Source organism: Bacillus sp. z26 (genome assembly GCF_058313635.1).
In genome coordinates this window covers 827719-843801 of the sequence record NZ_JBZFQM010000002.1, presented here as the reverse complement: position 1 = coordinate 843801, position 16083 = coordinate 827719, and the positions used below count along the sequence as shown (strand labels likewise).

Sequence of the window (16083 nt, the reverse complement as noted above, 5' to 3'; positions counted from 1 at the left end):
TTTTTATATGTACTTTCCAAAAAGAATCAGCTATCAATCTGGGAGTTATGGTATTGCGACCACCTTGTGTAAGGGAGATTTTTCCTCTGAATGGTGCCGTTCGCATGGCTTTTTTTAATTTTTAAGGCGCATCTATACATACAGCATATTTTATTAGAAGACATACATTTGGCAGCGAGAGGAGAAATGGTGATGAATAGGATGAAAATGGAGAAGGCTACATTTTTAGCAGTTACTCTGTTGATGTTAGTTGGAACAATGATCATGTTCTTTAAAGGTGACGGTACGAAGGGGTTCATGGGCATTCTGACTTGTGTGAGCCTACTTGTTATGGGGGGCTGGCAATGGAAGGCAAAGCAGCCGCTTGATGGGCTACTTATGATCATGACGTATTTATTTGTTTTTATTTCAGTCGGAATTGGAACATTTGGTGGAGGGTATGCGATTAAGCATTTTGATGATTTCCTTCATGTTACCTCAGGCATTTGGCTCGGATACGCGGCATTGGTACTAACCAAGCAGATAATTGGTGAGAAGCTTATGCGGAAGTTGTCGAAAGTATTTCTGGCAGGTCTTATGGTTATCTTTGCGCTTTGCTCAGCTGGTGCATGGGAGCTGCTCGAGTTTGCAGGTGATCAATGGTTCCATTTTACCGCCCAAGGGCGCGATCCAAAGGACACGATGTTCGATATGATGGACGGGTTGATTGGTGGGGTCATAAGCGCCCTCTTTTACTCTATCAGAAATCATGAGCGTAAGGCGGCCGACTGATTGTGGCCGTCTTTTTTTAAATTCACCCGGGTTATTCATTTCAGTTGATTACAAAGGTCATTTGTTCTAATTCGAGTTTAAATATATGAATTCCCTTATAATAAAATACAAAGGGTAATAGCAGGTTTCACTTGTTGAAGATCAGTCGTTCAATTTTTTCAATGGTATAATTATTTACATCGTAAACGTCCTTATGGTAGGTTGATATGTGACCGGATTGTATTGAAAAGATAATTATTTATTATCATAACATTTTGATAGAAAGAAAGAGCTGCCCCTTATTAGCCATACTTCATTGGCTTTCGGGACAGCTCCTTTTTACGAGAAAAATAGTATAGATGAACCAGCGCTATAGAAGTTTTGATGCGTTACAAATAATTATGGATGAGGAGTTATGAAGAGAACATGGGGTTCCTTATGGCTTAAACAACATCTATAAACATATATATGAGCACAAATAAAGGAGACTTTTAGATGATTCCTATCAATATAAAAAATACGAGCTTGATCTTAGAGGGCGGAACATTCCGCATGGTATATACAGCGGGTGTCTTAGACGGTTTTTTAGAGAAAGAGATTATGTTTCCTTACATATTGGGAATCTCTGCGGGTGCCATTAGTGCATGTTCCTATATTTCTGAGCAAAAAAACAGAACGATTCGCTTCATATCTACTTACCGGAATGATAAGCGTTATGTCGGAGTGCGTAATTTTCTCACGGAGAGAAGCCTATTTGGGCTTACATTTGCATATGATACGGTTCCTAACCAATTGGATTTCTTTGATTGGGAGACATTTCAAAGCTACCAAGGTAAGGTTTTATTTGGTGTGACAAATGCCTATACCGGAAAGGTAGAATACATGGACGGCAAAACAATGGACAAAGGGGCTACTATTTTACGAGCCACATGTGCTATTCCAGTTCTGTTTCCTGAAATCAAAATAAATAATATTCCTTACTATGATGGAGGATTAGCTGATTCGGTACCAATCCAAAAGGCGATAGCGGATGGTTATGAAAAACATGTCATCATTTTGACCAGACCAAAGGGCTACAGGAAGAAGCTCGACAGTCAGACAAAATGGGCAGTGAAGCTATTGCGTAAGAAATATCCTCAACTGGTTCAAGCCATGGAGAATCGTGCGCATCATTATAATCAAACAATGAATTTGATAGAAAAGTTGGAGCAAGAAGGGAAAGCATTCGTTTATCGACCGCCGTTTGAACTTAAGAGTTTTGAAAAAAATACGGAGATTATGTGGAAATCACATAAAAAAGGTTTAGAACAATTTCATGACCGAAATCAGGAGTTGCTAGACTTTCTCGGGACAGATTATGTAGGCTGCAAAGCTGAAGATTCTAATTGTGCTGGGTCCAAGTTCTACTAACGAAGCCAAGAGCATAAGAAAAGACTGTCAATTGGCAGTCTTTTTCTGGACTCGTAGACATAAATTCCAATAAGCGTATTTTTTGTGGCATTTCCTTGAAAGAATAATTTGTACCGATAGTGGATTCCATTGTGACTCCCTTAGGAAAATCCATTTGCAATTATCTATAACCAGTTAAATAGTAAATTAACATTCAACAGTTCCCCTCGTTTTGTTAGTCCTCAATATTTACCATTATATATATGATGGTTAATGTGAAGTTATTGAAACATGTGAGAATGTATGATTATTATGTGGCGGAATGGAGAAAGAATGAATAAGAGTTCTAACTTGTACGAATGCTTGTAAACTATATAGAAGGAATGTTTTTAGGAGGGGTAATTTTGCGAAAAAAATGGACTCTGTTCATAATTGGCCTGTTTTTGATTTACGCATTAGCAATATATGTTTATCTTTTTCACGGTGCCCATACAGCTATTCCTGATTCGGTGAAGGGAACCGGTGCTGATCCCAACACATTTATGAATAAAGAAATGATAGAAAAAAGTGAATCGTATTCCAAGATACGGAATTTCTTCTTCTTTATCAGTACACCGCTTGAGTGGTTATTTTATGCGATAGTCCTTGTTTCGGGACTATCTAAAGGAATTGAAAAATGGGGCAAGCAAACTTGGAAAAGACGTTTCGTTCAAATTGGCGGCTATGTTTTTTGGCTTTCACTCCTTCTATTCATTGTCTTTTTGCCGCTCTCATACATTCGATATAAAATTTCGATTGCCTATGGCATATCCACTCAAGTCTTCTCCTCCTGGATGAAAGATAACTTGATTGAGTTCTGGGTGGACTTAGGAATGACTTTAATTGTCGTACTCGTCTTGTACTGGCTCATTCGGAAAAGCCCTGCTCGCTGGTGGCTGTATAGCTGGCTGCTATGCATTCCATTTACGATATTCGTGATGTTTATTCAACCGGTCGTCATCGATCCGCTCTACAATGATTTTTATCCGCTTAAAGATAAAGCGTTGGAGGAGCAAATTCTTGATCTGGCGGCAAAAGCGAATATTCCTGCTGAGCATGTGTATGAAGTCAATATGTCGGAGAAAACCAATTCTTTAAATGCTTATGTGACAGGGGTTGGTTCAAATTCCAGAATTGTTCTCTGGGACACTACATTAAATAGTCTTGAGGATGATGAGATTCTTTTTATCATGGCTCATGAAATGGCTCATTATGTGGAAAAGCATATATACATCGGAATTGGCGGCTATTTGATTCTTATGCTGGTTGGCTTATGGCTGACGGATAAATGGATGAAGAGGGCGATACGAAAAAGAGGAGACTTATATCATTTAGAATCGATGAGTGATATTCGCTCATTACCGCTCTTTTTATTGATTACATCTATCCTGTTGTTTGCCGCAAACCCCATTACGAATTATGTATCACGTGTACAGGAAACAAGAGCAGATACCTATGCGTTAAAAATGACTAATAATCCTGAAGCGGCCATTTCCTCTTTTCAGAAGCTATCTGAAAAGGGACTAAGTCAAATGAATCCGCCTTTGCTGGTTAAAATACTCCGTAATAGCCATCCAACCATGCTTGAGAGAATTGAGAGGGCAGAGAAGTTTAAAGAATAGTCTTTGTAATCTTTAATATTGAATGGGAAGATAAGCAAGAAAATAGGATAGAAAGCAGAGCCATTAGATGGCTCTGTTTGCTTTTGTACAATAGAGGAATCTAGCGAAGAAAGTGGAATAAATAAAGGGAGTAGATAAAAGGAGAAGGACTATGAGGAAACAATTAGAACACAGTGAATATGCCGCTTATTATCAACCGTATGTAGAATTGGTTCCTGAAGGCAATATAATCGAAATCTTAACTGAACAAATGGAGGAGACTGTTGTTTTTCTAAAGAGAATTACAAATAACCAGGCAGAATACCGGTATGCCGAGGGGAAATGGAGTATTAAAGACATGGTTGGCCATATGATTGATACTGAGAGAATCATGGCATATAGGCTTCTTTCAATTGCACGGGGAGAGAGCCAGAACCTCCCGGGTTTTAATGAGGAGGAATATGTTCAACAAGCAGTCTTTACGAGACAATCAATGGACGAGCTTCTTCAATGTTTTTCAATCGTTCGTCAGTCTACGATTGTCTTGGTGAAGAGTCTAACCAATGAGGATTGGCTGTGCCGAGGATCAGCAAACAATTTCGAAATAACAGTCAGTGCTCTGGCTGTTATCATTGCCGGACATGAGCGGCATCACACCAATATAATTAGAGAACGTTATATAAACTCTGACTCCTTTCCGATTCAATAACGCTGGGGCTTTAATTTCCTTAGCTCTTTTTTGATTGGAGAATACACCATAAAGGATGATCTATAAATGCCTATTCGAAATTCAGTTAAAGCCATTATTATTCAGGACAATCAGTTACTCGCTATCAAAAAAGAAGATCATGAAGGGTTCTATTATATATTGCCCGGTGGTGGACAAGAGTACGGAGAAACCTTTCATCAAACGTTGAAAAGAGAATGTATAGAAGAGATAGGGCAGGACGTTGAAATAGACGATTTAATCCTGATCCGTGAATATATTGGTAAAAACCATGAACACGCTGCCTTTGATTATGACACCCATCAAATTGAATATATGTTTTTGTGTACAATTAAAGGTACTCATACAATGGTGCACAATGGAACCAATCCGGACGACGGTCAAATAGGAGTTGAATGGCTGTCATTAAGTGATTTATTAACCTACAGAGTCTATCCGCAACAAATGAGGGGATATCTTATCAAATATACTAAAGGAGAACCTGTCCCCGTATATTTGGGGGATGTAAATTAGAGGGTGCTTTGTGATGGAAGTATGGGGCAATGCATTTGTCAAAAGGGTATCATCAGATTATTAAAGAAGAGGTTCAAGTCCGGATAGGAGGTAAGGAAAGGTTTGATACAATCATTGCATTTACGAAGTAATTGATTCAATCAACGTTTTCATTCTAAGTACTGGTAAGAGTCAAACACAGATTAAAAGATTGAAAACAAGAAAATCACAGGGAAGGATTAAAGGATCCTTGCCCTGTGATTTTTTATACTAGTATTTACTTTAACAAGTTGTTTGGCTTAGTGACCAAAGTTTTTCTCCAATTCAATTAGCTCGGCGGAAAGTTTCATAAACGCTTCTTTGTCTCTATTGTCTAAGGCCTGATCAATTTCTTTTTTTAGTTTCTTTTGTGCATGGGTTAGTTGGGCTTCGTAAATCATCATATCCATAAGTACGTCTTCCATGGTCGCCTGGTCAACAGTCACATCAACAGCCTTTACGAAATCTGTATTTGCTTTTTCGTGATTCATGGATATCCCCCCGTTGCTTTTTTTTATTATAAGTCAGATAAAAAGAAAAATCAACCAAATATTTAAATAATTCAGAAAATTTATTATAATAGGTTAATATAGTTATTATATAAAATACCCAATATATAAAAAATAAAAACCTCAGAAATCACAAGAGTTTTGGGTTAAATTTGAAATTTTGGTGAATAAACCAATTATTTTGAAATATTATGTTATATTGAAATGGTAGTTTAAATGTAGGCTCATACAAGGAGGAAGCCATGGAAACAAATGTGATAAGCAGGAGAGAGGATTACGAAATCAGTCCATTTACATTTGCTATCGTTCCAGTTGAATATGGATCAAAAACATATTCTAAAATCATTGAATTTGATGAAGAAATTTTAGTACCTTTTAGACCATCTGAAGTAGTTAAATCCAGTTGTGATTACTTTGGTGCAAACTATCCTGGGAGATGCCAGTCAACGAAAACACTTCTTGGTATTTCACATAAAGTTCCCATTTCAATAGAGCCGGGAAATCGCTTATTCTTTTTTCCTACTACATCTCCTGCGAAAGAATCGTGCATCTGGCTTTCTTATGAGCACATCGTATCCAGAGTTAAGATTAGCGCGACTAAAACACAAATCAATTTCCACAATCAACAATCTATTGTAATACCGGTATCTTATAGTATCATTGAAAACCAAATGCTCAGAACAGCATTGCTAAAGTCGAAGCTCCTTCAGAAACTTGCAGAGGCAGAGCGAAAGACAAATTATTTATATAATGCCATCCAAGTGAATGATCGGAAATCTGATTTTCAAACAAATAGTTTAAACCAGTCTCCATATAGAGATTGAGAACGTTAATAAATTCCTTTAACAACGCCGCTTATTTTTTCAGTTCATCCGTCCACTGTTTTAAAAAATAATATTCCAGTAATTCCTGTACTTTATTGCGGATACGGGGATTGAAATAATTATGATATTCCTCATAGCCTTTATAAAGAAATAAAAAAGATGTGAATGATTCGTCTCTTTTTGTTTCTTCCACTTTGAGTTGATGCTGCCTCATATAGTGGCTTACTTGTTTTAATTCCGCTTGGATCTGTTTCATCGTTTCATCAATCAGTAATAAGTAAGGTTGTTTTAATTTGAAGGGCGATACTTTTACTACTTGGAGGTCTCGTGACAGTACAGTGAGAACCATTGGTAGATAAATCGCTTTTTCCATTATATTGCGTTCTTCTGTAGGGATGCGGGTCATGTATATCGCGTCCTTTCAATGTCTGTAAAAAACGAACGTATGTTCTTGTATAGAATAATCGCTTTTCACATTTTTGACAAGTTTATTTTCTAACTAATTCTCTCTTTAAAGCAATCTGATATAATAAATATAATGATTGTTTTAATCCATAATAATTGGGGATATCTATAGAGTATGAACAGAATTTGTCATTTGTTTGTGAGGAGAGACTATGGATTTTAATTGGTTAACAGATTGGCTAACTATGGAGCACTTAGCCAAATTAATAAGTGATTATAGAAACTTGGGTCCCATACCGGGATTGCTGCTCCCTTTTTTTGAAGCGTTTCTTCCGTTTTTGCCTTTGTTTGTTTTTGTGACGGCTAATGCCAATGCATTTGGTTTGTGGCTTGGATTTCTTTTATCCTGGACAGGGGCTGTGGCTGGCGCGATGGTTGTGTTTTATTTGTCCAGAAAATATGGAAAGAAAAAAGCCCTATCCTTTGTACATAAACATGCAGCTGTGCAAAAGGCAATGCGTTGGATCAATCATCATGGATTTGGCCCGCTATTTATCATGCTTTGTTTCCCATTTACTCCTTCCGCGATTGTAAATATAGTTTGTGGATTATCTGACATTAGTCCAAAACAATATATGCTTGCAGTCTTTGCGGGAAAATTGGTTATGATCTTTACTATTAGTTATATTGGCCATGACATTATGTCTTTAATTCGCGAACCGGTTAAAAGTATTATTGTTGGTATCGTCATTGTCCTGTTATGGCTTATAGGTAAACAAGTCGAGATGCGTTTAAACCGTGTGGACCAGAAGGAACCTTCGTAGAATGGCAAGACATCTATGAAGAGTAAAACAGCAGCTGTTAATAATTGTCTGGACGTTTTTAATTTTAATTAAATTAACTCGTTAAAGGAGGTGTAGAGTGAATCGTTCTGTGAAGGTATGTTTGTAATGGCTTTTAAAAATTTGTCATTGCTTCGTGCTACTTTTCATGTGCAATTTCTTTTTAAGGAAATTCATATGAATAAAGAACGATAATAAGTCTCTATACCCTCGATAAAATAGGAATTCGAAAGCCATGGGGAAGTCTTATATCGACTTTCTAATGGCTTCTTTTTATGTATAAGGTATGAGCATGAGAGGAGTTCATACCATGATTGTATGCAGTGTACAACAAATTGAAAAAAACTATGGCGGAACAAAGCTATTTGAAAATATTACGTTTGAGAGATCAAGGAAGGAGAAGGAGTGGGATTCGTCGGTCGGAATGGCTGGAATATCTATTGTAGCTTACACACGTTGGGCTTTTCTGCTTTATATTTGTTAATTACTAATAGTTTACAATTTAATATGGAACTAATTAAAACAATGATCATGAATACAAATGGTCATTGTTTTTCTTTGTAGTGAAAGTAGTCTCTCACAGATTGTAATTTTTAAATTAGTGTCTTTTTTGTCTTCTCCATAAGATTAATTCCTTCTCTCTCATTTCCTGCGTATTTAGCAAAAAAAATTGTTGTCACAATTAAAATAAACCATTTTTTACAATGATGGGATATAGAGTCAATTGAGGAGAAAACGATATTAATTATGATAAAATAGAGAGATAGATATAAAGGGGGGAGGCACATTTAATGTCTTTGCAATTTTATATTGGAAAAACAGGTACTGGTAAGACAGAAACCATTTTAAATGATATTAGGGCTAAGCTGGAGCATGATCCGGAAGGTCCATCAATTATATATATTGTTCCAGATCAGATGACTTTTCAGGCTGAGCTGGAATTAATCAATACGCCAAATCTCGGCGGGATGATACGTGCCCAAGTGTTCAGTTTTAGCCGGCTGGCATGGAAGGTTCTGCAGGAAACAGGCGGCATGGGCAGACGGCATTTAAATAATGTCGGTGTCAACATGGTGATCCGTAAAATCATGGAGGAAAAAAAGGACGAATTAAAGACCTTTCAACGTTCGAGTGATAAGCAGGGGTTTATTACTCAATTAAGTGATTTGTTGAAGGAGTGCAAGCGATACTGTCTTACTCCTGATGAGATGCTAAACCAGACAAATGGTGATGTATCACCGATTCTCCGTTCGAAGCTTGATGATCTATCTCTTTTATACAATGGGTTTGAACATGAATTGGAAGGACAGTACGTTGATTCGGAGGACTACTTTAATTTACTGGTAGAAAAGATGCCTGAATCATCCTACTTGCGGGATGCTGAAATTTATGTGGATGGCTTTTACAGCTTTACAACTCAAGAATATGGGATTATGGCAAGCTTGATGCAACACTGCAGGAATGTGACGGTTTCCTTGACATTGGATCAGCCATTCAAAGATTTGGCACCTGATCCATTGCATTTATTTAGAATGACAGGTGAAACTTATTTTGATTTGTATCAAATCGCACTTCAAAACGGAGTACAGGTTGAGGAGGATCGTGTATTTAAAGAGCCGCATCGTTTTATACAGAACGAATCTATGCAGCATTTGGATACATGGTTTGCCAACAGACCGGCACCCGTATTCGAGCGTACGCCGCAATTTGAATTTTGCCCAGCCGGAAACAGAAGGGCTGAGGTGGAAGGTATCGCGCGTAAAATTTTGAAGAGTGTACGAGAGGGATATCGGTACAGAGATATATTTGTGTTAATGAGAAACAGTCAGGAATATGCTGAAGTGGTTGAAACCGTCTTTACGGACTATGGCATCCCTGTCTTTATTGACCAAAAGAGGCCGATGCTCAATCACCCTCTAGTTGAGTTAGTACGGTCGACTCTTGAAGCCGTAACGAATAATTGGCGTTATGAACCGATGTTTCGGGCAATCAAAACAGATCTTTTATTTGCGAAAGATGCGTATATACCAAAGGAGCGGGAGAACGCTGCCCTGCTCGAAAATTATGTATTGTCGAGAGGTTATTATGGTGACCGCTGGATTAAGAAACAAGAATGGACATATAAAAGAAACCGCGGCCTTGAGCTGGTGGACAGTGCTCAGACAGATGCAGAGTTAAAAATGGAAGCCTTGTTAAATGAAACGAAAGAACAAGTGGCAGAGCCCATCCGCCGTCTTGCAAATCGTTTTAAGAAGGCAAAAAATGGTACAGATTATGCTCAGGCTCTATACATGTATTTAGATGAGCTTAATATACCGGAAAAGCTTGAAAGAAAAGCCCAAAGTGATGAAAAAGCAGGCAGGCTCATCTATGCAACTGAGCACGATCAGGTATGGAATGGTGTCATTGATTTGCTGGATCAATTTGTAGAAATTGTTGGGGACAGGCCGGTTACGTTAAAGAATTTTGCTGCAATCCTAGAGAGCGGGATGGAAACGTTGAACTTTTCATTAATTCCGCCATCTCTTGACCAAGTTGTGGTGGCCAATATGGATTTATCACGTCCCCAAAATGTCAAAATAGCTTTCATAGCAGGCTTGAATGAAGGAGTGATTCCTTCAAAAGTCAGTGAAGGGGGAATTCTTTCGGATGCTGATCGGGAAACCTTGCATTCTTCCGGAATTAAGCTGGCCCCAACATCGAGCACCAAATTGTTGGATGAGGAGTTTGCTGCATACAAGGCTTTTCTGGTTGCATCAGACTATATTTATTTTTCCTATCCACTGGCTGATGATGAAGGAAAGCAATTATTAGCGTCCTCTTATATTAAACGTGTGAAGGATTTATTCGGTGCGGTGAAAGAAACCTTTTTTGTGCATGATCCGGCTGAAATGAGTGATGCGCTGCAATTGGAGTATGTGGTTCAGACGAGAGCAACGCTGTCATTTTTGGCAAGTCAGCTTCAGCAGAAGAGAAGAAATTATCCAGTATCACCTGTTTGGTGGGATGTATATAACGAATATGTACAAGAGGGTCCAATGAAGGATCAAGCCGCATTTGTCCTTTCTGCACTTTCCTATCAAAATAAAGCAAAGAAAATCCCTGATCAAAAAGCAGTTGAGTTGTATGGAGAGACAATCCAGGGCAGTGTGTCGAGAATGGAGCTCTTCAATAGCTGCCCATTTGCGCATTTCTCCTCACACGGCTTAAAACTTAGGGAACGGGATATTTATCGTTTAGAAGCTCCTGATATCGGTGAAATGTTCCACGGTGCTTTGCAGTGGATGACGGAACAAATTATTGAGCGCGGTACAAGCTGGGGCGCTTTATCACGGGAACAGTGTATCCAATTAGCCAGAACAGCAGTAGAGGTCATGGCTCCCAAGCTGCAAAATGAAATCTTATTATCATCAAACCGGTTCCATTATCTAAAAAGAAAGCTGGAGCAAATTGTAGCCAGAGCTTCTATTACCCTAAGTGGACAGGCTAAAAATAGCCAGTTTTCACCGATTGGGCTTGAGCTTGGATTTGGCAGTCGTGGTACATTGCCGCCTCTGACTTTTGATCTTAAAAATGGAACTAAGATGGAGCTGGCTGGGCGTATCGACCGGATAGATCAGGCAACCACAGATGATGGAACCTATTTAAGAATCGTCGATTATAAATCGAGCTCGAAGGATTTGAACTTTACAGAAATTTATTATGGAATAGCCTTGCAAATGTTGACCTACCTGGATATTGTAGTCACGCACTCACCACTCTTGGTTGGGGCACAAGCTAAGCCTGCCGGTGTCCTCTATTTCCATGTTCACAATCCATTAATTAAAAATAACGGGGTTTATACGTTAGAGCAGATTGAACGGGAAGTCTTTAAAAGCTTTAAAATGAAAGGATTGCTTTTAGGGGATGACGAGGTTGTTAAGATGATGGACAGTGATTTAGAAAATGGAGAATCCCTGATTGTGCCGGCTGGCTTTAAAAAGGACGGGCATTTCACGGCAGCTTCTCGGATCGCAAGTGAAGGAGAGTTTTCTCTTTTAAGCCGTCATATGAAGAAAATGTATGCCGATACAGGAAATGCGATTACGAGCGGTGTGGCTGATATTAAACCTTATCGCCTGCAAAATAAATTACCGTGTACATTCTGTAATTATAAAACGGTTTGTCAGTTTGATCCTTCTCTTGAGAGTAATGAATACAGAGTGTTTAAACCAGCTAAAAAAGAAGAAATCTTCGAGGCTATACGGGAGGAGGAAGAAGAAGATGAATAACCAGAAACAAATTCCCGTAAAACCAGCAGATGCTTTATGGACAGATGACCAATGGAAAGCGATCACAGCGGATGGAAATGATATTTTGGTAGCTGCAGCGGCCGGAAGTGGTAAAACGGCCGTACTGGTTGAGAGGATTATCAGAAAGGTTATTTCAGAAGATAACCCTCTTGACGTGGATCGTTTACTGATTGCTACCTTTACGAATGCTTCAGCTGCTGAGATGCGCCACCGAATTGCCGAAGCGCTGGAGAAGGAAATTAAGAAGAATCCGGAATCCAGGCATTTACGGAAACAGCTCAGCTTGTTGAATAAAGCGAATATCTCAACCCTGCATTCCTTTTGCCTGGATGTGGTGAGAAGCCATTATTATTTAATGGATATCGATCCTGGTTTTCGAATCGGGGACTCAACGGAAATCGAATTAATTAAAGATGAAGTTCTTGAGGATGTATTGGAAACGCAGTATGGAATCTCAGATAATGAACCATTTTTCCGACTTGTCGATGCTTTTACGGATGACCGCAGTGACCGTACGATTCTGGATATCATTCGTGTATTGGATGACTTCTCACGGTCCAACCCCAACCCGCAAAAGTGGCTCCGCAGCCTTGTCGATATGTATGAGGTAGGGGAACATACTAAGATTGAGCAATTGCCTTTCTATCCTGTCTTGAAATTTGACATTATGATGCGCCTAGCGGCAGCAAAGGAAATGACGCATGAAGGCTATCAATTAAGCTTACTGCCTGATGGTCCGGCGGCTCTTGGCGAAACGTTTAAATTTGATGAAGAGCTGCTTAACAAATTATCTGAATCGCTTGAAGCAGACTGGCAATCGATGGCGGATACATTTTCGCAGGCTAGCTTTGCAAAGGCTAAAACGGTTCGCAAAGGGACTTGTGATGAGGAATTAGCGGGTCAAGCCAAGAAATTGAGAGATGATGTTAAGAAATTGATCAATGGAATCTCGAGCGACTTATTCTTTCGAAAAGCGGATAGTTTTTTGAAGGATATAGCTGATATGAAGCCATATGTGTTGACGCTTGCCGAGCTGGTCATAGCGTTTCAAGAGCGATTCCTGGCAGAAAAGCTTGAACGTGGGATTGTTGACTTCTCCGATTTGGAACATATGGCTCTTGAAATCCTGGCAATTGATGAGGATGGAGTATTAAAGCCAACGGATGTTGCATTGGAGTATCGCGAGAAGTTCAAGGAAGTACTTGTCGATGAGTATCAGGATACCAATATGGTGCAGGAAACAATTTTACAGCTTGTCACAAAGGACGGTGAATCAACCGGCAATATGTTTATGGTTGGTGACGTTAAACAATCGATTTATCGATTCCGGCTGGCTGAACCAAATCTTTTCATGGGAAAATACAGTCGGTTTTCGACAGAACCGATTGATACCGGAATAAAGATTGATTTAAATAAAAATTTCCGAAGCCGTAGTGAAGTATTGGCCGGTACCAACTTTTTATTTAAACAATTGATGGGGAAAACGGTTGGTGAAATTGAATATGATGAAGCAGCTGAACTGAAAAAAGGAGCAGCCTATCCTGAGGATGAGCAGTATCCGGTGGAGCTGTATTTGATTGATAAAGCAGCAGAAGGAACGGATTATGGTTCCGAGGATAATGATGAAACAGACGAAGATCTCGAGACGGTTTTGTTAGAAGCAAGGCAAATGGCTGAATTGATCAAACAGATGATTGGTGAACGCCGCAAAGTGTATGATGCCAAAACGAAAACATACCGCAACATTACCTATCGGGACATTGTTATCTTGCTGCGCTCCATGCCGTGGGCCCCTCAAATTATGGATGAATTTAGGGCACAGGGTATACCTGTTTATGCTGATCTTTCAACAGGATACTTTGAGGCGACAGAAGTGGCCATTATGATTTCACTTCTTCAAGTTATCGATAATCCGTATCAGGATATTCCGCTCGCGTCTGTGCTGCGTTCTCCTATAGTAGGGTTGGATGAGGAGGACTTATCCGATATCCGGATTACCTTACCAAAGGGACACTTCTATGATGCATTAAAAGCCTATTGCCAGACTGGGTCCTTTGAAAAATATGGCGTTGTCTATTTAAAAGTGGTGAAGTTCTTTGACTATCTTCACGAATGGAGAAACCAGGCTCGTCAGGGGACATTGTCCAATTTAATTTGGCAGCTGTACCGAGATACCGGCTATTATGATTTTGTTGGCGGGATGCCTGGCGGTAAGCAAAGGCAGGCTAATTTATTGGCCTTATATAATCGTGCCAGACAATATGAGGAAAGCTCATTTAGAGGAATCTTCCGCTTTCTCCGATTTATCGATCGGATGAGAGAAAGAGGCAGTGATTTGGGTGCGGCACGTGCCTTGGGTGAACAGGAAGATGTCGTCCGAATTATGACGATTCATAAAAGTAAGGGACTTGAATTCCCTGTCGTAATCCTGGGAGGACTATCTAAAAAATTCAATCAAATGGATTTAAAACGTTCCTATTTAGTGGATAAGGATCTGGGGCTGGCTTTTCGCTATGTGAATCCGGAATTAAGAATCACGTATCCTTCCTTGCCGCAGATTGCCTTTAAGAAAAAGCAGCTCCTCGAAAATATAGCGGAAGAAATGCGTGTTCTGTATGTTGCGTTAACCCGTGCAAAAGAGAAGCTGTACTTAATAGGAACCCTGGCAGATGCTGAAAAATCGTTTAAGAAATGGTCTGTATTTGAGAATAAAGAAGGTTGGCTGCTTCCGGATTATACAAGAGCGAATGCTACTTCCTATATGGATTGGATTGGGCCTTCCCTGGTTAGGCATCGCATGTTTAAAGAGGGGACAATTGCCGGCGACTCGATGCTTGAGATTGCTGCTCATCCATCCGAATGGCAGGTTCATGTTCGAAAGGCGAATACACTGCAATCGTCAAAAGAAGAAGAGAGCCTGGAGAGCAAACTGTTATTTCAATCGATTGAGCAAATGGAGCCCATTGCGATTGAATCAGAATATAAAGAACAGGTCAGGGAACAAATCGAATGGGATTATCGATTTAAAAGTGCGACTACAGGGCGCTCCAAGCAGTCTGTATCCGAGTTGAAACGAATGAATGATTCAAAAGATGAGTACAGTGCAACTGATTTAGTAAAGGCCACCTTTAAACGGATGAACTTAAAGAGACCAGCCTTTATGCAGCAAAAAACAATGTCACCTGCTGAAAAAGGAACCATGATGCACTTGGTAATGCAGCACTTGGATGTTACGAAACCGGTCACAGAAGAGTCTATTCAGACTCTGCTCGAGTTTTTGGTGATGAAGGAATTTGCTACGAAGGAACAAGTCAGTGAAATTAGAGTTGATCAGATATTAAGCTTTTTTGAGAGTGAATTGGGACAACGTCTGCAGCATGCTAAAAAAGTGCGTAAGGAAATACCATTTACTATGGCATTTCCAGCTCATGAAGCGTATCAGGACTGGCAGGCTGGTGAAGAGAACATTCTTGTGCAGGGGATAGTGGATTGCCTGTTTGAAGATGAAAATGGCCTCGTATTGCTTGATTATAAAACAGACGCAATCACGGATCGTTTTAAAAATGGATTTGAAGAAGCAGAGCCTGTGTTAAAAGAAAGATATGAAAAACAGATTCAATTATATACAAGAGCCATTGAACAAATTCTGAAAAGAAAAGTATCAGAAAGATATTTACTGTTCTTTGATGGAACACATGTATTAAAACTTTAATTTCTAAGGGCGGCATAGATGTATGGGAAACCATGCGTGGTGTGTCGCCCTTTTTTGTTTTCTCTTGGTAAATCAAAGAGGTTTCCTGTCAGGTGAGGTTGGTTCAAACAATAATTAAGTTCTATTTAAAGCGTATTACTTTAAGTTATGTATATTCACTCTTATAAATTTGAAACGACCTTTGTAATGGGAGGCACTTTTTATTCAAAACTAACTCGAATTAATTTACTTGTATTAAGGCTGTAAAAAGTCTCTTACTTGATAGGCTGGATTAGGATATTTATAGAATCCTTCACCGGTTCTCACACTGAACAGTAAGAATGGATTTGTATGATGAATGGCAAGATAAAATAAAAATGATTCGTGCTTTACGATCATTATTTATTTAATTTAAAAATATGATGCCTTAGTAAATGGTTATCCTTAACCTGATTTCCTAGTATAGAGATTACTGTTAAACAA

At 39.2% G+C, this 16083-nt stretch carries 12 protein-coding genes; 10 read left to right on the top strand and 2 right to left on the bottom strand.

Annotated features, from left to right (window positions below):
- The first annotated feature begins 168 nt into the window (after nucleotides 1–168).
- The 5 genes from AC4G3K_RS09290 (at nucleotide 169) to AC4G3K_RS09270 (ending at nucleotide 5019) form a co-directional block, all read left to right on the top strand.
- Nucleotides 169–771, top strand: a complete 603-nt coding sequence (locus AC4G3K_RS09290; protein ID WP_491133135.1) for a DUF2238 domain-containing protein — start codon at nucleotides 169–171, stop codon at nucleotides 769–771.
- A 474-nt stretch (nucleotides 772–1245) separates the two neighbouring features.
- Complete coding sequence (locus AC4G3K_RS09285; protein WP_491133134.1) at nucleotides 1246–2160, top strand: patatin-like phospholipase family protein; 915 nt, start codon at nucleotides 1246–1248, stop codon at nucleotides 2158–2160.
- Between the two features lie 383 nt (nucleotides 2161–2543).
- Entirely contained in the window at nucleotides 2544–3800 is a 1257-nt protein-coding gene (locus tag AC4G3K_RS09280; RefSeq protein ID WP_491133133.1) for a M48 family metallopeptidase, read from the top strand.
- Between the two features lie 151 nt (nucleotides 3801–3951).
- Entirely contained in the window at nucleotides 3952–4488 is a 537-nt protein-coding gene (locus tag AC4G3K_RS09275; RefSeq protein WP_491133132.1) for a DinB family protein, read from the top strand.
- A 66-nt stretch (nucleotides 4489–4554) separates the two neighbouring features.
- A complete protein-coding gene (locus AC4G3K_RS09270) occupies nucleotides 4555–5019 on the top strand; it encodes an NUDIX domain-containing protein (RefSeq protein WP_491133131.1) in 465 nt (154 codons plus the stop codon).
- Nucleotides 5020–5297: 278 nt separating this feature from the next.
- Here AC4G3K_RS09270 and AC4G3K_RS09265 read toward each other — a convergent pair whose 3' ends face one another.
- Nucleotides 5298–5528, bottom strand: a complete 231-nt coding sequence (locus AC4G3K_RS09265; RefSeq protein ID WP_491133130.1) for an IDEAL domain-containing protein — start codon at nucleotides 5526–5528, stop codon at nucleotides 5298–5300.
- A 260-nt stretch (nucleotides 5529–5788) separates the two neighbouring features.
- Here AC4G3K_RS09265 and AC4G3K_RS09260 point away from each other — a divergent pair, with 260 nt between their 5' ends.
- Nucleotides 5789–6370, top strand: coding sequence for a competence protein ComK (locus AC4G3K_RS09260; RefSeq protein WP_491076468.1), 582 nt, complete (start codon nucleotides 5789–5791; stop codon nucleotides 6368–6370).
- Between the two features lie 31 nt (nucleotides 6371–6401).
- On the opposite strand, the gene AC4G3K_RS09255 is transcribed toward AC4G3K_RS09260, so the two are convergent.
- On the bottom strand, nucleotides 6402–6776 hold the full coding sequence (locus AC4G3K_RS09255; protein ID WP_491076469.1) for a YhjD family protein: 375 nt from the start codon (nucleotides 6774–6776) through the stop codon (nucleotides 6402–6404).
- 211 nt (nucleotides 6777–6987) lie between these two features.
- On the opposite strand from AC4G3K_RS09255, the gene AC4G3K_RS09250 reads away from it, so the two are divergent.
- The 4 genes from AC4G3K_RS09250 (at nucleotide 6988) to addA (ending at nucleotide 15621) form a co-directional block, all read left to right on the top strand.
- Nucleotides 6988–7599 carry a TVP38/TMEM64 family protein gene (locus tag AC4G3K_RS09250; RefSeq protein WP_491076470.1) on the top strand — a complete coding sequence of 204 codons (612 nt, stop codon included), beginning with the start codon at nucleotides 6988–6990 and terminating at the stop codon, nucleotides 7597–7599.
- Nucleotides 7600–7927: 328 nt separating this feature from the next.
- Complete coding sequence (locus tag AC4G3K_RS09245; RefSeq protein WP_491133129.1) at nucleotides 7928–8101, top strand: hypothetical protein; 174 nt, start codon at nucleotides 7928–7930, stop codon at nucleotides 8099–8101.
- A 307-nt stretch (nucleotides 8102–8408) separates the two neighbouring features.
- Nucleotides 8409–11888 carry a helicase-exonuclease AddAB subunit AddB gene (addB, locus tag AC4G3K_RS09240; protein ID WP_491133128.1) on the top strand — a complete coding sequence of 1160 codons (3480 nt, stop codon included), beginning with the start codon at nucleotides 8409–8411 and terminating at the stop codon, nucleotides 11886–11888.
- Nucleotides 11881–15621, top strand: a complete 3741-nt coding sequence (gene addA / locus AC4G3K_RS09235; RefSeq protein WP_491133127.1) for a helicase-exonuclease AddAB subunit AddA — start codon at nucleotides 11881–11883, stop codon at nucleotides 15619–15621. The genes addB and addA overlap by 8 nt, the downstream gene beginning before the upstream one ends.
- The last annotated feature ends 462 nt before the right edge of the window (nucleotides 15622–16083 follow it).